This is a genomic window from Xanthobacter autotrophicus (genome assembly GCF_005871085.1).
GTDB lineage: Bacteria > Pseudomonadota > Alphaproteobacteria > Rhizobiales > Xanthobacteraceae > Xanthobacter > Xanthobacter autotrophicus.
In genome coordinates this window covers 83437-103074 of the sequence record NZ_VAUP01000041.1, presented here as the reverse complement: position 1 = coordinate 103074, position 19638 = coordinate 83437, and the positions used below count along the sequence as shown (strand labels likewise).

Genomic DNA, 19638 nt, shown 5'->3' with positions numbered 1-19638 from the left:
CCCAAATCCCCTATTCCCCTATCCCTCCGTCACCCTCCGGCTCGACCGGAGGGTCCACCCCTCCGCTTGCTGCGCCTCTTCAGCTCTTGCGCGCCGGACGCGGCGGCTGCGCCGGATGATGACGGCCGTCCGGTTTGTCCCAAGATAAAAGACTGCAATTAATTGACCCCGCAGGGCCTTAACACTCAGTCTTGCGCCGCCGCCGGGCTAGTCTTGTTGCAGACTTAACAGGACCTGCCCCATGGCCTATGTCGTTACTGACAGCTGCATCCGCTGCAAATTCATGGATTGCGTCGCCGTCTGCCCGGTGGATTGCTTCTACGAGGGCGAGAACATGCTTGTCATCAATCCGGACGAGTGCATCGACTGCGGCGTCTGTGAGCCGGAATGCCCTGCCGCCGCCATCGCTGCCGACACCGCGCCGGAGGCCGGGCCGTGGATCGCGCTGAACGCGCAGTATGCCGCCCTGTGGCCCAACATCGCCGAGAAGAAGGAGCCGCCGGCGGACGCCGCCCGGTGGATGGACGTGGCCGACAAGTTCGAGAGCGCGTTCTCGCCCGCGCCGGGGCAGGCGACCAGCCCGTCCGCGTCCGGTGCGGCGTGAGGGGGCGGCGATGAGCACTCTCAACACCGAGACCGTCCTTGAGGTTCGCCACTGGACCGACCGCCTGTTCTCCTTCACCGCCACGCGCGATCCGGCGTTCCGCTTCAAGAGCGGCCAGTTCACCATGATCGGGCTGCCGGAGGGCGAACGCCCGCTGCTGCGCGCCTATTCGCTGGCCTGCGCCCCCCACGAGGATCAGCTGGAATTCTTCTCCATCAAGGTACCGGATGGCCCGCTCACCTCGCGCCTGCAGATGCTGCAGCCGGGCGATCCCATCCTGGTGGGGCGGCGGCCCACGGGCACGCTGCTGCTCGATAATCTGAAGCCGGGCAAGCGGCTCTATCTTCTGGCCACCGGCACCGGGCTGGCGCCGTTCGTCTCCATCGCCAAGGATCCGGAGGCCTATGAGCGCTTCGAGCACATCATCCTGGTGCACGGCTGCCGCGAGGTGGCGGAGCTGGCCTATGGCGAGGACGTGGTGGCGGCGCTGAAGGCCCACGATTTCCTCGGCGACTATGCCTCAACCCAGCTGCTGCACTATCCCACTGTGACGCGCGAGCCGTTCCGCAACCGTGGCCGCGTCACCGACCTGATGGAGAGCGGCCAACTCTTCGCCGACCTCGGCCTGCCCGACCTCGACCCGGCCTTTGACCGGGTGATGCTCTGCGGCTCGCCGCAGATGATCGCCGACACCCGCGACCTTCTGGAGCGCCGCGCCTTTGCGGAAGGGGCGGGGCACCGGCCCGAGACCTTCGTGGTGGAGAAGGCCTTCGCCGAGCGGTGAGGGCCTGGCGCTTTGCGCTTTGATACCGCCGTCATACTCCCGGCTTGTCCGGGGATGACGGCGGTGCCTGCGCGCCGTCAGGCATCTCGGAGCGATGCTGGAATAACCATTAATTTCGATTAATTGTAGAAATATAACTCATTTGATCGATGCTTGCTGCGGCGCGATCCTCGCGGCGTCCGAGGAGCCCGTCATGACCGACAAGCCGTTGTCCGATCCCGCCGCCATCGTGGAAGCTGCTCCGCCGCTTCCCCGCGCGCCCCATTTCCTGACCGGAGCGTTCGGTGGCATCCTCCCGGGGCTGGGGCTGACGGTGCTCATCGCGGCGGCGGCCTATGGCCTGCGGCAGATCCCCGGCATGGGGCTGGTGAGCCCGCTGGTGCTGGCCATCGTCATCGGCATGGGCCTTCACAACATTTTCGGCACGCCCGCCATCGCCAGGCCGGGGGTGAAGTTCGCGCTGCGCCGCATCCTGCGCTTCGCCATCGTGCTTTTGGGCCTGCAACTCACCTTCGCGCAGGTGCGTTCGGTCGGGTTCGTCGGCTTTTCCATCGTGGCCGGAACGCTGTTCGCCACCTTCTTCGCCACCCGCTGGCTTGGCAAGCTCATGGGCGTGGACCGGCAATTGTCGGAACTGATCGCGGCCGGAACCGCCATCTGCGGCGCCTCGGCGGTGATCGCCACCAATACGGTGACGCGCGGATCGGACGAGGATGTGGCCTATGCGGTGGCCTGTGTGACCGTGTTCGGCTCGCTCTCCATGCTGATCATGCCGGCGCTGCTGCCCTACACCGGCCTCGATGCCCACGCCTTCGGCCTGTGGACCGGCGCCTCCATCCACGAGGTGGCGCAGGTGGTGGCCGCCGCCTTCCAGGGCGGCCAGCAGGCCGGCGAGTTCGGCACCGTGGCCAAGCTCTCGCGGGTGATGCTGCTGGCGCCCCTCGTCATCGGCCTCGGCGCCGCCGCCATCTGGCGCGCCCGCGGCGACAAGGATGCCGGCCACGCCAGCCCGCCCATGCCGTGGTTCGTGTTCGGCTTCATCGGCATGGTCATGCTGAATTCCACCGGCGTGGTGCCGGAGGAGGTGAAGGCCAACATCGCCATTGTCACCACCTTCCTGCTGGCGGTGGCGCTGGGGGCCATGGGGCTGGAGACCGACATCGCCAAGCTGCGCCTCAAGGGGGCAAAGCCCCTGCTGCTCGGCGCCGTGGCCTGGCTGTTCATCTCGGCGCTGAGCTTTATCCTCATCAAGACGCTCATGTGAGCCCGCGCGGCGCCTGAGCGTGCCCTCTCGGCGCGGTCGCAGACCGGGGCCGTTGGCATAAGATAGCCCGCGCGGCGCTTGAGCGAGGCAAGAGCCCGCGCGGCGGCTGAGCGAAGCAAAGTGAGCGCGTCCATGACGCTGGAGCAGTTGAAGGTCTTCGTCGCCGTCGCCCGCGCCCTGCACATGACGCGCGCGGCCGAAGGGCTGAACATGACCCAGTCGGCGGTGAGCGCCTCGGTGGCGGCGCTGGAGGCGTCCTGCGGCGTCGCTTTGTTCCACCGGGTGGGGCGGCGGATCGAATTGACCGAGGCCGGCCAAGCCTTCGTTCCGGAAGCCGAGGCGGTGCTCGCCCGCGCCGCCGCCGCCGAGACCGTGCTCGCGGATCTCTCGGGCCTGCGGCGGGGGCGGCTGGCGCTGGAGGCCAGCCAGACCATCGCTAACTATTGGCTTGGGCCGGTGCTCAACCGCTTCCACACGCTCTATCCCGACATCACCCTGTCGGTGGTCATCGGCAACACCACGCAGGTGACCGCGGCAGTGCGGGAGGGCGCCGCCGACCTCGGCTTCGTGGAGGGCGAGGTGGAAGAGCCCCTGCTCGCCCGCACCGCGGTGCCCGGCGACCGGCTGGTGCTGGTGGTGGCGGCGGACAGTCCCTTCGCCGAACGCCGCGCCATCGCCCCGGCCGATCTGTTCGACATGCCGTTCGTGCTCCGTGAACCGGGCTCGGGCACGCGGCAGGTGTTCGAGGATGCGCTGCGGGCCTCCGGGCTCGACCCCGGCGGGCTGAAGGTGGTGCTTGAGCTGCCCTCCAACGAGGCGGTGGTGAGCGCGGTGGCGGCGGGAGCGGGGGCGACCGTGATCTCCGATCTCGTGGCGGCGGCGGGCCTCGCCACCGGCACCCTGCGCCAGCTGCCCCTGACCTTTCCGGCCCGGCGCTTCTATGTGCTGCGGCATGCCGACCGCTATCATTCGCGGGCGGCGCAGGCGCTGATGGCGCTGATCCGCGAACCGGAGGGGGCGCAAGCCGCGGCGGCGGCGCCGGTCAGCCGCCCGCGGTCTCGAGCTCGGCGCTGACGGCGAGCCATTCCTCTTCCACCTGGGCCAGCTTCTCCACCGCCTCGGCGCGGGCCTTGGCGAAGCGGGCGGCGTCCAGGGGCTTCTTGGCGTGGAGGTCCGGCACGGCAAGCTTAACGTCGATGCCGGCGATCTCCTTCTCCAGCTTCTCCACGGCCGCTTCCAGCTCGCGGATGCGCTTCTTCAAGGGTCCGGTGGCGACACGCCGCTTGCCGTCGGCCGGGGTGCCGTCCTTCTTCAGCTCGGCCTTGTCCTTGCGGCCGGCATCGGTCATGCGGTCGCCGTCGGACTTGGAGAGCACCTCGCGCTTGTACTGGTCGAGGTCGCCGTCATAGGCCTTCACGGTGCCGCCGGAGACCCGCCAGAGCTGGTCGGCGCAGGCTTCCAGCAAGTGCCGGTCGTGGGAGACCAGGATGACGGCGCCGGGATAGTCGTTGATGGCCTCGATGAGGGCGGCGCGGGCCTCGATGTCCAGATGGTTGGTGGGCTCGTCGAGGATCAGGAGGTGCGGCCCGTGGAAGGTGGCAAGGCCCAGCAGCAGCCGCGCCTTCTCGCCGCCCGAGAGGGCCGACACCTTGGTGTCGGCGGCACCGCCTGAAAAGCCCATCTCCGCCGCCCGCCCGCGCACCCGCGCCTCTGGCGCGTCGGGCATGAGCTTGCGCACATGCTGGGCCGGGCTGTCGCCGGGGATCAATTCGTCGATCTGGTGCTGGGCGAGATAGGCCACTTCCAGCTTGTCGGCGCGCACCACGCTGCCGCTTTCGGCCTCCAGCCGGCCGGCGATGAGCTTGGCGAAGGTGGACTTGCCGTTGCCGTTGGGACCGAGCAGGGCGATGCGGTCGTCCTCGTCGATGCGAAGATCGAGATTGCGCAGGATGGGCTTGCCCGGGACATAGCCCACCGACACATGGTTCATCACCAGGATGGGCGGGGACAGCAGCCGCTCCGGGTGGCGGATGGAGATGGCGGCCGCCTCCTCGCTCACCTGGGCGGCCAAAGGCTCCATGCGGGCGAGGGCTTTCAGGCGCGATTGGGCCTGCTTGGCCTTGGTGGCCTTGGCGCGGAAGCGGGCCACGAAGGATTCCATGTGGGCGCGCTGCATCTCCTGCTTCTTGCGCGCCTTCTGGTCGAGCAGCAGCCGCTCGCGGCGCTGGCGGTCGAAGCCGGTGAAGCCGCCCTTGTAGAGGGTCAGCTTCTTGCCGGTGAGGTGGAGGATGTGGTCCACGCTCTCGTCGAGCAGGTCGCGGTCATGGGAGATGAGGATCACCGTGCGCGGATAATGCGCCAGGTAGTCCTGCAGCCACAGGGTGCCTTCAAGGTCGAGATAGTTGGTGGGCTCGTCGAGCAGCAGCAGGTCCGGCTCGGTGAAGAGCAGGGCGGCGAGGGCCACGCGCATGCGCCAGCCGCCGGAAAATTCCGAGCACGGCCGCTGCTGCGCGCTCTCGTCGAAGCCGAGGCCGGCGAGAATGGTGGCCGCCCGCGCCGGCGCCGAATGGGCGTCGATGTCGAGGAGCCGCATCTCGATCTCGCCCATGCGCATGGGGTCATGGGTGGTCTCGCGCTCGTGCAGCAGCTGGGCGCGCTCGGTGTCGGCGGCGAGCACGCGCTCCAGAAGGCTGTCGGGACCGGCGGGCGCTTCCTGCGCCACGCGGCCGATGCGGGTGCGGTTGGGCAGGCGCACCGCGCCGCTCTCCAGCTCAAGCTCGCCGACGATGGCCTTGAACAGGGTGGTCTTGCCCGAGCCGTTGCGCCCCACCACGCCCACCCGCGCATTCTCCGGAATGGCGACAGAGGCATGGTCGATGAGCAGGCGCCCGGCGAGGCGCAGGGAAATATCGTCGAGAACGATCATGGTCGCGCCTTTTCGCAGGCGCGGGCACCGGGGGCAAGGGGCGGGGAGCGCCGCCCCTTGCAATGCACCTGTGTTGTTCTGCGTCCTATCACTCCGCCGCGTCGGCCACCTGGGCCGGTTTCACCCAGCGCAGCACCGGGGCGCGGGCGGCGCGGGTTTCGTCGAGGCGGCGGCGCGGGGCGTAATAGGGAGCGCCGAGGAAGCGCTCCTTGTCCCCGGCCTTGGCAGCCATGGCGAGATCCCGTAGCGCCGCGATGAACAGATCCAGCGACGCCTTGGATTCGCTCTCCGTGGGCTCGATGAGCATGGCCCCGTGCACCACCAGCGGGAAATAGACCGTCATCGGGTGGTAGCCCTCGTCGATGAGGGCCTTGGCCACGTCCAGGGTGGTGAGGCCGGTGCCGGCGAGCCAGGTGTCGTCGAACAGGGCCTCGTGCATGGCCGGCCGCTCGGCGAAGGGCGCGCTCATGAGGTCCATGAGGCAGGCACGGATATAATTGGCCGACAGCACCGCGTCTTCCGAGGCCTGCCGCATGCCGTCGGCGCCGTGGGAGAGCATCCAGGCGAGCGCCCGCACGAACATGCCCATCTGGCCGTGGAAGGCACTCATGCGGCCCAGCGCCTGCTCGGCACCGTCCGCGCCCTCGTCCTCCACCAGCACCAGCCCGTCCGCTGTGGCGACCAAAGCCGGCACCGGGGCGAAGGGGGCGAGGGCGTCGGAGAGCACCACCGGCCCCGCGCCCGGCCCGCCGCCGCCATGGGGCGTGGAGAAGGTCTTGTGCAAATTGATGTGCATGGCATCGACCCCGAGGTCGGCGATGCGCACCTTGCCGAGGATGGCGTTGAAATTGGCGCCGTCCGAATAGAAATAGGCGCCCGCCGCGTGCACCGCCTCGGCGATGGCCACCACGTCGCGCTCGAACAGGCCGCAGGTGTTGGGATTGGTGAGCATCAGCGCAGCCACCTCGGGGCCGAGTGCCGCCTTCACCGCCTCCGGGTCCACCGTGCCGTCGGCGCGGGCGGGGATGGCGCGCACCTGATAGCCGATGAGGGCGGCGGTGGCGGGATTGGTGCCGTGGGCGCTCTCGGGCACCAGCACCACGTGGCGCGCGTCGCCATCGCCACGGGCGGCATGAGCGGCCTTGATGGCCATCATGCCGCACAGTTCGCCGTGGGCGCCGGCCTTGGGGGTGAGCGCCACCGCCTGCATGCCGGTCAATTCCAGCAGATAGCGCGACAGCTCCGCCATCAGGCCGAGCGCGCCCTTCACCGTGGATTGCGGCTGGAGGGGATGGATATCGGCAAAGCCCGGCAGGCGCGCCATCTTCTCGTTGAGGCGCGGATTGTGCTTCATGGTGCACGAGCCGAGCGGGAACAGGCCGCTGTCGATGCCGTAATTCATGCGCGACAGGCGCACGTAATGGCGCATGGCCTCGGGCTCGCTGAGGCCGGGCAGGTCCAGCGGCGCGGTGCGCGCCTGGGTGCCGAGGCGGTCGCGGAACGGCGCAGGCTCGGCGATGTCGACGCCGGTCACCTCTATGCGGCCGATCTCGAAGATGAGGCCTTCCTCCAGGTCCAGCGCGCGGTTGCCGGTGAAGGTCTCGGGGCCGGAGAGGGCAATGGAATGCGGCGTGGTGGCGCCGCGGCCTTCGCGGTTCATCACAGCACCTCCTTCAGGGCGGCGGCATAGGCGGCGCGGTCGTCTTGCGTGGTCGTCTCGGTGGCGGCGACGAGGATGAGGTCGTCGAGCCCCGATGTCGGCGCGAGGCGCGCATAGGGCACGCCGGCGAGAATGCCTTTCGCCGCCAGCTTCTCCACCACGTCCGCCGCCGAGCCGGGCACGCGCAGGGTGAATTCGTTGAAGAAGGTGTCGTTGATGACGCTCACGCCCTTCACCGCCGCCAGCCGGTCCGCGAGGTCGGAGGCCGCTGCGTGGTTGGCGCGGGCGAGGCGGGTGAGGCCGGCCTTGCCCAGCAGGCTCATGTGGATGGTGAAGGCCAGCGCGCACAGGCCGGAATTGGTGCAGATGTTGGAGGTGGCCTTCTCGCGGCGGATGTGCTGCTCGCGGGTGGAGAGCGTCAGCACGAAGCCGCGCCGGCCTTCCGCGTCCACCGTCTCGCCGGCAAGCCGCCCCGGCATCTGGCGCACGAACTTCTGGCGGGTGGCGAACAGGCCCACATAGGGCCCGCCGAAATTCAGCGCATTGCCGATGGACTGGCCCTCGCCCACCACGATGTCGGCGCCCTGCGCCCCCGGCGGCTCGATGAGGCCCAGCGCCACCGCTTCGGTGAACACCGCCACCAGCAGCGCGCCGGCCTTGTGGGCAGCTTCGGCGATGGGCTTCAGGTCGACGAGATTGCCGAACACGTCCGGCGACTGCACCACCACGCAGGACACCGTGTCGTCGATGGGGGTGAGGAGGTCTTCTTCGCCGAACGGGGCGGGGGGCAGCGCCACCACGGCGTCGGCGGCGTAGCGCGACAGGGTCTCGATGGTGGCGCGATAGTGCGGGTGCAGGTTGCCTGCCAGCACCGCCTTGCGGCGCTTGGTGACGCGGTGGGCCATCAGCACCGCCTCCCCGGCGGCGGTGGAGCCGTCATACATGGAGGCGTTGGCCACCTCCATGGCGGTCAGCTCGGCCACCTGGGTCTGGAACTCGAACAGATATTGCAGCGTGCCCTGGGCGATCTCGGGCTGGTACGGCGTGTAGGAGGTGAGGAATTCCGAGCGCTGGATCAGGTGGTCCACGGTGGCCGGCACATGGTGGCGATAAGCCCCCGCGCCCACGAAGAACGGCACGGAGCCCGCCGTCACGTTCTGCCCGGCGAGGCGGGCCAGCGTCCGCTCCACCTCCAGCTCGCTTTTGTGGAGGGCGAGGCGCGGCAGCGCGGTCTCGCGCTTGTCGGCGGGGATATCGGCGAACAGCTCATCCACGCAGGCGACGCCGATCCGCGCCAGCATTTCGGCGCGGTCCTCGGGGGTGAGGGGGAGATAGCGCATGGGAATCCCGGGTCAGGCGGTGGTGAAGCGCGGCGTGATGACGATGTCCGCGCGCACGGAATGGGCGATGAAGCATTCCTCGTGCGCCCTGTGATGGATGGCCTCCACATCTGCCGCGGTGGGCAGCTTGTCGCCGGAGAAGACCATTACGGGCGTGAGGGTGATGCGGGAGATGAAGAGCTTGCCCTTCTCGTTGGGCGTCATCTCGCCCACGGCGGCATCCTCGTAGCTGTCCACGCGGAAGCCGCCGCGTCGGGCGAAATCCAGAGCGAACAGCATGTGGCAGCTGGCGGCCGAGGCTACCAGCGCCTCTTCCGGGTCCACCGCGTCCTCACGGGAGAGCGGCACGCGCACGGAGGACGGCGCCGACGAGCCGGGCACTTCGAGGCCGTCGAAGGCCCAGACATGGGCGCGAGCATAGCGCCCATCGGTGAAGACGGCATCGCCCCGCGCCCAGCGTATGGTCGCTTTGTGGTCGCTCGCCATGGTCAGGCCAGGGTGTCCAGGAAGTCCTTGTAGGCGTGCTCGTTCAAAAGCTCGTCCAGCTCGGCGGGGTTGGAGAGCTTCAGCTTCATGAACCAGCCCTTGCCCTCCGGAGCCTCGTTGACGAGGCCGGGGGCGCCTTCCAGCTCGCTGTTGACCTCCACCACCTCGCCGGAGAGCGGGGCGTAGACCTCGCTCGCCGCCTTCACGCTCTCCACCACGGCGGCCTCGCCGCCCTTCGTCACGACCTTGCCGATCTCCGGCAGCTCGACGAACACCACGTCGCCCAGCTGCTGCTGGGCGTAGTCGGAGATGCCCACTACGGCCACGTCGCCCTCGACGCGCACATATTCGTGGTCCTTCGTGTAGCGCACGCTCGTCATGGATCAGGCCCCAGTTTTAGGTTTGCGCGCATAGCGCGTCGGCACGAACGGGAGGGATGCGACGGTGGCCGCCAGGGCCTTGCCGCGCACCAGGATGTCGAGGCGGGTGCCGGGCGCCGACAGGGCCGGCGGCACATAGCCCATGGCGATGGGGGCACCGAGCGTCGGCGCGAAGCCGCCGGAGGTGACGCGCCCCACCACGGCGCCATCGGATGCGATCTCGGCCCCCTCGCGGGCCGGGGCGCGACCCTCAAGCCTCAGCCCCACCCGGACGCGGGCCGGGCCTTGCGTCAGCTCGTCCTGGATGCGCGCGGCGCCGGGAAAGCCGCCCTCGCTGCGTCGCCGCTTCTGGATGGACCAGTTCAGCACCGCCTCGATGGGGGAGGTGGACAGGTCGATGTCGTGGCCATAGAGGCAGAGCCCGGCCTCCAGGCGCAGGCTGTCGCGGGCGCCGAGGCCGATGGCCTTCACCTCCGGCTCGGCGAGCAGGGCGGCCCAGAGCAGGGGGGCGCTTTCGTTCTCAACCGAGATTTCAAAGCCGTCCTCACCGGTATAGCCGGAGCGGGAGACCTCCACCGGGATGCCGTCGAAATCCGTGGGGATGGACGTCATGAAGTCCAGCGCCGTCGCCTGCGGGCAGTGGCGAGCCATCACGGCCGCTGCCTCAGGCCCCTGCAGGGCGAGCAGCGCGCGTTCCGGGCGCTCGATGAGGGTGACGCCCGCCGGCAGGTGGGCCGCGATGTGGGCGAAATCGCCAACCTTGCAGGCGGCGTTGACCACGAGGATGAGGGTGCCGTCCCATTCCGGCGCCAGCGGCCGCGTCACCATGAAGTCGTCGATGATGCCGCCGTCCTCAGCCAGCAACTGGGAATAGCGCTGCTGGCCGGGGGAGAGGTTCAGAAAATCCGCCGGGGCGAGGGCTTCGAGGGCGCGGGCGGTGGTGGCGTGGTCGGGCCCCTTCAGCAGGGCCTGGCCCATGTGGGAGACATCGAACAGCCCGGCATGGATGCGGGCCCAGCCGTGCTCCGCGAGGATGCCATCGGGATATTGCACCGGCATCTGGTAGCCGGCGAAGGGCACCATGCGCGCGCCGAGGGCGCGATGGGCAGAGAACAGCGGGGTTTCGAGCAGAGGCTCGGAATGATCCAAGGGGGACTCCCGGACGACAGCGCCAATTTCCGGACCGGTCCCTGCGCCACGACACATCACGTCGTCGCGACACAGACGCGGGTCCGCGCGGCGCCCCCTCTGTCTTAGGACCTGAGAGATTTCACCGCGCCTCGTGGAAGGGCACGGCTTACTCCTTCGGTGAGCGCCAGGGACGCGCGCTGCCGCGCAGCACCCGCGCTGCTTTCCAGAGTTTCGTCCCCCTGCGGTCCTTTGGCCTGAGCGGTTCCGGGGCGGTTGCGCCTTCGGCGCCGGCGTACCTTGCGGCCGCCGGTCTCTCCCGCAGGGATCGTCCGATCACGCCCAAGCCGAAGCCTGGGCGTGCGTGCAGCATAAGCCAATAGCGACGGGCGTCAACGCGCCCAACCTCAACGCGCCCAACCTCAACGCGGTGGCGGCGAGAAGGTGCTGGTGGAGGGCGGCGCCTCGAAGCCACCGGTGGAGGGGGCCGGCGTCAGGGTGCCGCTGCTGCCGGGCGGCGGGCCGAACACGTCGCCCTGGGGGGCGCCGCTGGTGGCGGCCGGCTTCTTGGCGGGGGTGGCCGCCGGCGCTTCGGAGGTGTCTGCAGCCGGCTTGGGTCTGGGCTTCGGCTTGGCGCCCGGAGCGGGCTTGCGCTCCTTCACCTCGCTCCCCTGCGGGTCGAAGCCCACATAGATCACGTGGCGCTCCATCTCCCCCGGCTTCAGCAGCGGGAAGGCAATCTGTTCCTCCACCACGGTGAAGGCGGCGTGGCCCGGATCGGCGGGCACGTCCACGGCCACGTTGAAGAATTTGGTGGTGATGGTCTTGGGGGACGGCCCCTCCTGCACCACGGCGATGCGGATCGGCACCTTGACCTGGCCGGACGTGCCCTTCTCGCCCATCAGGACGCGGCCCTCGATGCCGACGCGGACCATCATGGTGCCGCCGGAGATCGAGCATTCCCGGGCGAGGCGGCCGAGCGTGCCCTGGTAGCGCAGGCCGCCGCCGGCGGTGACCTGCCAGGAGCCGGCGCCGGTGCGCACGGTCACCGGCGGGCAGTCATAGGTCAGAGCTTCGGGGCCGGTGCCCACCACGAGGGCGTCGGTGGTGGCGCTGTTGACCACGCCGGCGGAGGAGGTGCCGGTGCGGGCGACGCCGGTGTCCTGCGCGCCGAACGCGCCGTCCAGCCCCTCGCCCCCGGCGCAGCCGGCGAGTGCCATGGCGAGCAGCGCCGGCAGCGCGAGCTGAGGCAGGCGCGAAAAGCGGCGGGCGCGCGCGCCATCCGCCGCGCGAGTGTCCGCAGCCGTTCCGTATGCACCGGCCAATTGTGCGCGCACCATGTCCATCAACTCCGTGGGCGCCCCCGATCAGATTGCCTTATAGCAAAGGGGGCAAGGGCTCGGGAACCGCCCCCCGGCGTTTCAGGCGGGTGCGACCGGTTCTCGTGCGGATTAAGGTTACCCAGCGAACCCGTCCGCCGCGGCTGGGCGGATCGCACGGCGACCGGATGCCGGGAAGTCCCGGCATCCCTGCCACCACGAAGGCTAGCCGCCCAGGCCCACCGGCTTGCCCACCACCACAACGAGGGCGTCGCGGGCGGTGGCGAGGCGCGCCGCCACGCGCTTCAGGTCGTCGAGGGTGACAGCGCCGATGAGGGCGTTGCGCCGGTCCACATAATCGATGCCCAACTCGTCCAATTGGATCTGGAGCAACTGCCCGGCCACCTTGGAGGAGGTGTCGAAGCGCAGGGCATAGCTCCCCACCAGATAGCTCTTGGCTTCGTCCAGCTCGGTCTGGCTCGGCCCGTCCTTCAGGATCTTGCGGAACTCGTCGGTGATGATGGCGATGGATTCACCCGCCCGCTCGTTCTTGGTGGCGGTGCCGGCGAACCACAGGCCAGTATGGCCGAGGGCCACCTGGTAGGAATAGACCGAATAGGCCAGCCCGCGGGCCTCGCGTACTTCCTTGAACAGGCGCGAGGAAAACGCACTACCGCCGAGGATGTGGTTGAGCACGAAGGCCGGGATGAAGTCGGGGTCGCGCCGCTCCAGGCCGCCGGTGCCCATCACCACCACCGACTGGGACACGTCGAGGGGGATGACCTCCACGGTGCCGATCTTCTGCGGTTCCACCTGGGGCACGGGGACCAGCGTGGCGGTGGCCGGCAGGGTGCCGAACACGGCGTCGAGCCGCTTGCCCAGTTCCTCCGCGCTGATGTCGCCCACCACGGCCACCCGCAGGTTGGAACGGGCGATGGCGCGCTTGGCGAAGCCGGCGATGTCGTCGCGGCTGATGCGGGCGACGGTCTCCAGCGTGCCGTCCACCGGCCGGCCATAGGGATGGTCCGGGAAGGCAAGGGCGAACCAGCGGTCGTTGGCAATGGCGTTGGGCTCGGTGGACCGGCGGCGCAACATGGCCATCTGCGAGGCGCGGATGCGTTCCACCGCTTCGCTGTCGAAGCGCGGCGAACTGACCGCGAGGCGCATCAGGTCGAACGCCTTTTCCCGGTTCTCCGACAAGGTGCGCAGGGAGCCGCGGATCTCGTCGCGGCCGGCATCGAAATGCAGCTCCACCGCGTGGTCGGCGAGGGCGGTCTGGAAGGCGGCGGCGTCCAGGGAGCCGGCGCCCTCGTCCAAAAGGGAGGCGGTGAGATTGGCGAGGCCGGGCAGCTCCTTGCCGTCCTGGGAGGCGCCGCCGATGAAGGCGAATTCCACGGCGATCAGGGGCAGGGTGGTGTCATGCACCAGCCACGCCTTGATGCCGCCGGGGCTCGTCACCTCGGTGATGCGGCTCGACTGGGACTGGGCCGCGGTGGCGGAAAGAAGGGAAAGGGCCATGGTTACCATCGCAAAGAGGAGACGACCGGCGCGCATGGCGCTGCCGGTCCGGTCGGAAAGGGGGGCGGGGCCAGCCCTCACGAGCGGTCGTCCTTCTTGGTTTCGCTTTTCGGGGCGGCGTCCTTTTTCGGTTCGGCCTGCTTCAGGTAGCCGGTGACAGCGCGATCGGTTATCAGATACCGGCGCGCGGCATCCTTCACCTGCTCGGCGGTTACCGCCTTGATGCGATCGGGCCAGGCCCGCACATCGTCGGCCGACATGCCGGTGGCCCAGGAGGCGCCATAGATGCGGGCGAGGGTGGCCTGGTTGTCCTGCGAATAGATGGTGTCGGCGGTGAGCCTGGTCTTGGCGCGGGCCAGTTCCAGGTCGTCCACGCCCTTCTCCTGCAACTCGGCGATCACCGCGTCCACGGCCGCCTCAAGGTCCTCCAGGCTCACGCCGGGGCGGGGCGAGGCGTAGGTGACGAAGCGGGTCGCATCATATGCGGTGCTTTGATACCATGAGCCGGAACCCGCGGCGATGCCCTTCTCGGCCACCAGGGTGCGATAGAGGCGGCTGGTCTGGCCGCCGCCGAGGATCTGGCCGAGCACTTCCAGCGCCTCGGCCTCGCCGGGCTGGGCGGTGCGGGAGGAGGGCACCAGGTAGGAGCGCTGCAGGCTGGGCTGGGCCACGCGCGGGTCGGACAGCGCCACCCGGCGGTGGGCCTGGGGCTCGGGCTCCTGCGGCCGGTTGCGGGGCGGGGTGTCGGCGCGGGCCACCTTGCCGTAGGTCTTCTCGGCGAGGGTGCGGACCGCCTCCGGGTCCACGTCGCCGGCCACCACCAGCAGCGCATTATTGGGCGCGTAATAGCGGCGGTAGAAGGCGAGGGCGTCTTCGCGGTTCAGCCCCTTGATCTCGTGTTCCCAGCCGATGATGGGGTGCTGGTAGGGGTGATTCATGTAGGTGGTGGCCTGCAGCACCTCGGAGAGGCGCGCGCCGGGATCGTTGTCGGTGCGCATGCGGCGCTCTTCCAGCACCACGTCGCGCTCGGGCAGCACCACTTCGTCGGAGAGCTTGAGGCCGGTCATGCGGTCAGCCTCGAAGCCCATCACCTTTTCCAGGTGCTCCTTGGCGACACGCTGGAAATAGGCGGTGTAGTCCTGCGAGGTGAAGGCATTTTCCTGGCCGCCGAGACGCGCCACCTCGGCCGAGAACTGGCCTTGCGGGTGGGCGTCGGTGCCCTTGAACATCAGGTGCTCGAGGAAATGGGCGATGCCGGACTTGCCGGCCTGCTCGTCGGCCGATCCCACCTTGTACCAAACCATATGGGTCACCACCGGGGTGCGGTGGTCGGGGATGACCATGACCTGAAGGCCGTTGTCGAGCTGGAACTGGGCAACTTCCGGCCCCGCCGCGTCAGCAATGCGGGGGGCGGCTGTGGCCGCGGTGGCGGCGAGAATAGCAATCATGGTGAGGCGGCTCATGAACACGTGGCGATCTTCCGTCATTCGACGCGCCGAACGACGGGCACGTCAAGGAAAGATAGGAAGCCGGGCGCGGACGCAAAGGCGGCGCCCGTCAAGATCGCCCCGCCTGGTGGATCGACCGAAACCGGTGGTCCCCATCCGCTTTGAAAAGTTGATCCACCAGATCAAAGTCTTGTGGTCCGACCGGGACGGATGAGTTCCATCTGTTCCGGTCGAACCACACGGCTGGTGCGTCACTGGCGATCAAACAGGGTCGGGAGCTTGAAGGTCTCTTTCTTCGGCTCCACCACGCCGTAGGGGGCGTTGGGGGCCGGCGTCTGGTAGCCCGGCGGGGGCTGGATCAGGTTCTCGCGCTCCGGCTCGCCGTTGAAGGAGAGCTGTTCCTGCTTGCCGCCCAGGCCGCCCATCCAGCTGGTGAATCCGAGCTGGGACGGCAGCAGAACGTCGCGCTTGGATTCCGCCCCGACGGGCTCGGTCGGCGAGGACGAGTTGCCGAGGTTCTTGTGCTTGCCGCCCTTCAGCTCGGACGGCAGCAGCGGCCGGCCCGGATCGTCGCGCACGATGGGGGTCTTGGATGTCTCCGCCTCGCGCTTGCGGCGCTGGACGTCGGGATCCTTCGGCCAGTTGGGATGGGCGTCCGCCGCGCTCGCCTGGGGCGGGGGCAGGATTTCCGGCACCTTGGGCGGCACCACCAGGGGCGCGCGCTCGCGATAGTCGATCTCGGGCTTGGGCTCCTCGTCCTTCAGGCCGAGGAGCTGCATGGTGCTCTCCATCAGGCTGGAAGACCCGTCGAAGGTCTGGGCGGCTGCCGGCCGGTGGGCCACCGTGGTGAGGAGGCCCGCGCCCAGCAGGGCCGCAGCCAGAAGGCGGGCATGCCGCAACAGCGTCCGCGCGCCATCACCGGCGGGAGTGGAAAGAGAGAAGGCGGAAGGATCGCCTGCGGCCCGCTCGGCGGCGATGCCGCGTGAAAAATTCGGGCTCACGTGCATGGTTCCTGTTCCCCGATGTCCTGTTTCCCCGAGGTCCCTGGCGGCCTTTCTGAACTGGCTTTCAGAACTGGCCATCGAGCCCGCGCTCAGCCTCGCTCACGCTCGGCTTCGGATTTCGACGCCATTGGCGAGACCGAGGGCGGCGATTTTGAGGCGCGACCTAAAAACGCATCATAAAGAAGCAGCCCCACCCCCACAACCACGGCCACGTCGGCCAGGTTGAACACGTACCACCGGTAGCCCATGGCATGGAGCGAGACGAAGTCGAACACCGCGCCATAGACCACCCGGTCCACCGCATTGCCGATGGCGCCGCCGATGAGGAGGCCGAGGGAGAAAGCCTCCAGCCGCCCCCGCGATCGCGTCAGCCAGACCGTGAAGAGCAGGGCGGCGGCCACCTTGATGGCTACCAGCACCCAGCGCCCGGTCTCGCCCTGCGGGAACAGGCCGTAGCTGATGCCGCTGTTCCACAGCGCCACGAAATCAACCCCCGGCGCCACCGGGTGGAGGGGATCCACCCACTGGCGCGACCAGGAAAGGACAAGGCTCTTGGTCGCCTGGTCCGCCACCAGGACGAGGACCGCGACGAAAAGGCCGAAGAGGATGTGGCGTCGGCCCATCGTCACCTCACTGAGCCGCGGCCTGGGCGGCGTAGAATTCCCTCAAGGCGTCGGCATCACGCGGGGTCACGTCCGGGAATTGCGGGTCGGTGCCCACCTCGGCGGAGATCTTCCAGGAGCGGGCGCATTTGCGGCCCTCGGCGCGCACCGGCACCACCGCCACGCCCGGCACGTCGGGCAGGCGGAAGGCGTCCGCCGGCCCCTCGGACCGAATAAGGGTAGCGGCGCTGGTGATGGTGATTTCCGCAAGGTCCAGCCCGTCGAGGGCATCGGCCAGCGCGGAATCGCTCACATAGACCTCCGGCGCCGCTTCCAGCGAGGAGCCCATGCGCTTGGCGGCGCGCTCCACCTCCAGTGCCCCCAGCACCACCCGGCGGATGAGGCGCACCCGGCGCCACTGGTCCGCCAGCGCGTCGTCGCGCCAGTCGGCCGGGGTGTCCGGGAAGCCGAGCAGGTGCACGGAGCCCTCCTCATCGCCGGTGCGGGCGATGTAGGCCTCCTCGCAGGTGAAGGGCAGGATGGGCGCGAGCCACGTGATGAGCCGCGCGAACACCGCGTCCAGCACGGTGAGGCAGGCCCGCCGCGTCACCGAGGACAGGGGATCGCAATAGAGCGCGTCCTTGCGGATGTCGAAATAGAAGGCCGACAGCTCGATGTTCATGAACTGGGTGAGCGCCGCATTGACCTTCTTGTAGTCGAAGGCGCGGTAGGCGGCGCGGATCTCGCCGTCCAGCTCGACGACGCGATGGAGGATGTAGCGCTCCAGCGCCGGCATCTCGGCGAAGGCCACATGCTCTTGCGGCCGGTCATGGTGCAGGGAGCCCAGCAGCCAGCGGATGGTGTTGCGCAGCTTGCGGTAGGTGTCGGCGGTGGTCTTCAGGATTTCCGGGCCGATGCGCAAATCGTCTGCATAGTCGGAGGCGCACACCCATAGGCGCAGGATATCGGCACCGGACTGCTTGATCACATCCTGCGGGGAGGTGACGTTGCCCAGCGACTTGGACATCTTGCGGCCGTCCTCGTCGAGGACGAAGCCGTGGGTCAGCACCACGTCGTAGGGCGGGCGGCCGCGGGTGCCGCAGCTCTCCAGAAGCGAGGAATGGAACCAGCCGCGATGCTGGTCCGAGCCTTCCAGATACATCACCCGGTCGTTGCCTTCGGGCGGCCGGTTCGCCTTCAGGTCCGCGCGCACTTCGAGCGTGAAGGCGTGGGTGGAGCCACTGTCGAACCACACGTCCAGCACGTCGTCCACCTTGGCCCAGCCCTCGCCGGCCCGCTCGCCCAGGAAGCGGGCGCTCGCGCCTTCCTTGAACCAGGCGTCGGCACCCTCCGAGGCAAAGGCCTCGGCGATGCGGGCGTTGACTGCTGCGTCCTTGAGGATCTCGACGGTGCCGTCACCCTTGTCCTTCACGAACACGGCGATGGGCACGCCCCAGGCGCGCTGGCGCGAGACCACCCAGTCCGGCCGGTTGGCGATCATGCCGGTGATGCGGTTCTCGCCTGCCGCCGGCACCCATTCCACCGTCTTGATGCCGGCAAGCGCGCGCTCGCGCAGGGTGTCGGGCGCGTTGCCGGCCAGCGTCGCCGGGCGCGGGGCGAGGGTGCCGTCCGCCGAGCGGATGTCCTGGTCCATGGCGATGAACCATTGCGGCGTGTTGCGGAAGATCACCGGCTTCTTGGAGCGCCAGGAGTGGGGATACTGGTGCTTCACCCGCCCGCGCGCCAACAGGTTGCCCTGCGCGATCAGGGCGTCGATGATGGCCGGGTTGGCATCGCCCTTCTCGCCCTTCTCGGTGATGACGCGCTTGCCCTCGAAGCCGGGGGCCTGCGCGGTGTAGAACGAATCCGCGTCCACCGTGTAGGGGATGGCGGGGCTGATGCCGCGCTCCTCCAGCCAGCGGCGGTGGTGGGTCCAGATCTCGAAATCCTCGCGGCCGTGGCCGGGCGCCGTGTGCACGAAGCCGGTGCCCGCGTCGTCGGTGACATGGTCGCCGTCGAGCAGGGGGACCTGGAAGCTGTAGCCGAGGGCGGAGAGAGGGTGGGCGGTGATGAGGCGTCCGAGCACGTCCGCCGGCACGTCGCCGCGCCGCTCGAACGTGGTGACGCGCGCCTGCTTGAACACATCTTCCGCCAGCTTGTCGGCGAGGATGAGCTTGTCGCCGGCCTTGGCCCAATTGTCAGCGGCAGCGTCCGTGACCTCATACAGGCCATAGGAGATCTTGGACGAATAGGAGATGGCGCGGTTGCCGGGGAGCGTCCAGGGCGTGGTGGTCCAGATGACCACAGAAGCGCCACGCATAGCAGCCCAAAGATCATTGTCCTTGAGCACCTGCTCTGAGTCCCCGTGCACGCCAAAAGCACCGGGATTATTCTTCAGCGGAAACTTCACCCACACCGTATCGCTGGTGAAATCCTGATACTCCACCTCGGCCTCGGCCAGCGCCGTCTTCTCCACCACGGACCACATCACCGGCTTGGAGCCGCGATAAAGCAGGCCGTTCTGCGCGAACTTCATGATCTCGCGGGCGATCTGGGCTTCGGCGGCGAACGCCATGGTGGTGTAGGGGTGGTCCCAGTCGCCTTCCACGCCCAGGCGCTTGAATTCCTCGCGCTGCTTGTCGAGCCAGTGCTCGGCATAGGCGCGGCATTCCTGGCGGAAGGCCACCATGGCGGCGGCGTCGGTGAAGTCGGGCTTGGTCTTGCCCTTCTTGCGGTAATTGTCTTCCTCGATCTTCCACTCGATGGGCAGGCCGTGGCAGTCCCAGCCGGGCACGTAGTTCGAGTCATAGCCCAGCATTTGCTGGGAGCGCGTCACCACGTCCTTCAGGATCTTGTTGAGCGCGTGGCCGATATGGATGTTGCCGTTGGCATAGGGCGGGCCGTCGTGCAGCACGAAGCGGGCGCGGCCGCGACCCTGTTCGCGCAGGCGGCCGTAGAGGTCGGTGCGGGCCCAGCGGGCGAGCAGCTCCGGCTCCAGCTTGGGCAGGCCCGCGCGCATGGGGAATGGGGTCTGCGGCAGCAGCAGGGTCTTGGAATAGTCCGGAGCGGCGGACGCCTCGGCCGCGGAAGTGTCAGATACGGAAGTGTCAGGTGAGGTCATGGAATGCTCGGGGCATGAAATGTCGGATCAGGCGAAACAAACCCGGCGGCCCCC

General features: G+C 68.8%; 16 protein-coding genes and 2 riboswitches. Of the genes, 4 read left to right on the top strand and 12 right to left on the bottom strand.

All coding sequences use genetic code 11. The features are described 5' to 3' along the window. Window positions 1–241: 241 nt before the first annotated feature. From fdxA to FBQ73_RS20990, 4 genes are all read left to right on the top strand, one after another. On the top strand, window positions 242–604 hold the full coding sequence (fdxA, locus tag FBQ73_RS21005) for a ferredoxin FdxA (RefSeq protein WP_138401442.1): 363 nt from the start codon (window positions 242–244) through the stop codon (window positions 602–604). Between the two features lie 10 nt (window positions 605–614). After that, entirely contained in the window at window positions 615–1388 is a 774-nt protein-coding gene (locus FBQ73_RS21000) for a ferredoxin--NADP reductase (RefSeq protein WP_138401441.1), read from the top strand. Window positions 1389–1581: 193 nt separating this feature from the next. Continuing rightward, window positions 1582–2652, top strand: a complete 1071-nt coding sequence (locus tag FBQ73_RS20995; RefSeq protein WP_210236851.1) for a YeiH family protein — start codon at window positions 1582–1584, stop codon at window positions 2650–2652. A 132-nt stretch (window positions 2653–2784) separates the two neighbouring features. Beyond that, complete coding sequence (locus FBQ73_RS20990) at window positions 2785–3726, top strand: LysR substrate-binding domain-containing protein (protein WP_138401563.1); 942 nt, start codon at window positions 2785–2787, stop codon at window positions 3724–3726. Here the strand turns inward: FBQ73_RS20990 and FBQ73_RS20985 are convergent. From FBQ73_RS20985 to ileS, 12 genes are all read right to left on the bottom strand, one after another. Continuing rightward, on the bottom strand, window positions 3695–5578 hold the full coding sequence (locus FBQ73_RS20985) for an ABC-F family ATP-binding cassette domain-containing protein (protein WP_138401440.1): 1884 nt from the start codon (window positions 5576–5578) through the stop codon (window positions 3695–3697). The two genes, FBQ73_RS20990 and FBQ73_RS20985, sit on opposite strands and share 32 nt — an antisense overlap. 88 nt (window positions 5579–5666) lie before the next feature. Then, window positions 5667–7238: an aminomethyl-transferring glycine dehydrogenase subunit GcvPB gene (gene gcvPB / locus FBQ73_RS20980; protein ID WP_138401439.1), complete on the bottom strand. Its 1572-nt coding sequence runs from the start codon at window positions 7236–7238 to the stop codon at window positions 5667–5669. Beyond that, window positions 7238–8578, bottom strand: a complete 1341-nt coding sequence (gcvPA, locus tag FBQ73_RS20975; RefSeq protein ID WP_138401438.1) for an aminomethyl-transferring glycine dehydrogenase subunit GcvPA — start codon at window positions 8576–8578, stop codon at window positions 7238–7240. Before gcvPA ends, gcvPB begins: the two co-directional genes overlap by 1 nt. Window positions 8579–8590: 12 nt before the next feature. Further along, window positions 8591–9064 carry an OsmC family protein gene (locus FBQ73_RS20970; protein WP_138401437.1) on the bottom strand — a complete coding sequence of 158 codons (474 nt, stop codon included), beginning with the start codon at window positions 9062–9064 and terminating at the stop codon, window positions 8591–8593. A gap of 2 nt (window positions 9065–9066) precedes the next feature. Next, window positions 9067–9444 carry a glycine cleavage system protein GcvH gene (gene gcvH / locus FBQ73_RS20965; protein ID WP_012114228.1) on the bottom strand — a complete coding sequence of 126 codons (378 nt, stop codon included), beginning with the start codon at window positions 9442–9444 and terminating at the stop codon, window positions 9067–9069. 3 nt (window positions 9445–9447) lie between these two features. After that, complete coding sequence (gene gcvT, locus FBQ73_RS20960) at window positions 9448–10593, bottom strand: glycine cleavage system aminomethyltransferase GcvT (protein WP_138401436.1); 1146 nt, start codon at window positions 10591–10593, stop codon at window positions 9448–9450. A 97-nt stretch (window positions 10594–10690) separates the two neighbouring features. Then, window positions 10691–10804: riboswitch (glycine riboswitch) on the bottom strand. A gap of 3 nt (window positions 10805–10807) precedes the next feature. Further along, a riboswitch (glycine riboswitch) is annotated at window positions 10808–10904 on the bottom strand. A 90-nt stretch (window positions 10905–10994) separates the two neighbouring features. Beyond that, window positions 10995–11912, bottom strand: coding sequence for a hypothetical protein (locus tag FBQ73_RS20955; protein WP_138401435.1), 918 nt, complete (start codon window positions 11910–11912; stop codon window positions 10995–10997). Between the two features lie 204 nt (window positions 11913–12116). Continuing rightward, window positions 12117–13409: a M16 family metallopeptidase gene (locus FBQ73_RS20950; protein WP_246089820.1), complete on the bottom strand. Its 1293-nt coding sequence runs from the start codon at window positions 13407–13409 to the stop codon at window positions 12117–12119. 77 nt (window positions 13410–13486) lie between these two features. Beyond that, window positions 13487–14896 carry a M16 family metallopeptidase gene (locus FBQ73_RS20945; protein ID WP_210236850.1) on the bottom strand — a complete coding sequence of 470 codons (1410 nt, stop codon included), beginning with the start codon at window positions 14894–14896 and terminating at the stop codon, window positions 13487–13489. Window positions 14897–15108: 212 nt separating this feature from the next. Further along, window positions 15109–15858: a hypothetical protein gene (locus tag FBQ73_RS20940; protein ID WP_138401433.1), complete on the bottom strand. Its 750-nt coding sequence runs from the start codon at window positions 15856–15858 to the stop codon at window positions 15109–15111. A 92-nt stretch (window positions 15859–15950) separates the two neighbouring features. Beyond that, window positions 15951–16484: a signal peptidase II gene (gene lspA / locus FBQ73_RS20935; RefSeq protein WP_138401432.1), complete on the bottom strand. Its 534-nt coding sequence runs from the start codon at window positions 16482–16484 to the stop codon at window positions 15951–15953. A gap of 7 nt (window positions 16485–16491) precedes the next feature. Beyond that, the gene (gene ileS, locus FBQ73_RS20930) at window positions 16492–19584 is read right to left on the bottom strand and encodes an isoleucine--tRNA ligase (protein ID WP_138401431.1); all 3093 of its coding nucleotides are present in this window, start codon (window positions 19582–19584) and stop codon (window positions 16492–16494) included. Window positions 19585–19638 lie beyond the last annotated feature (54 nt).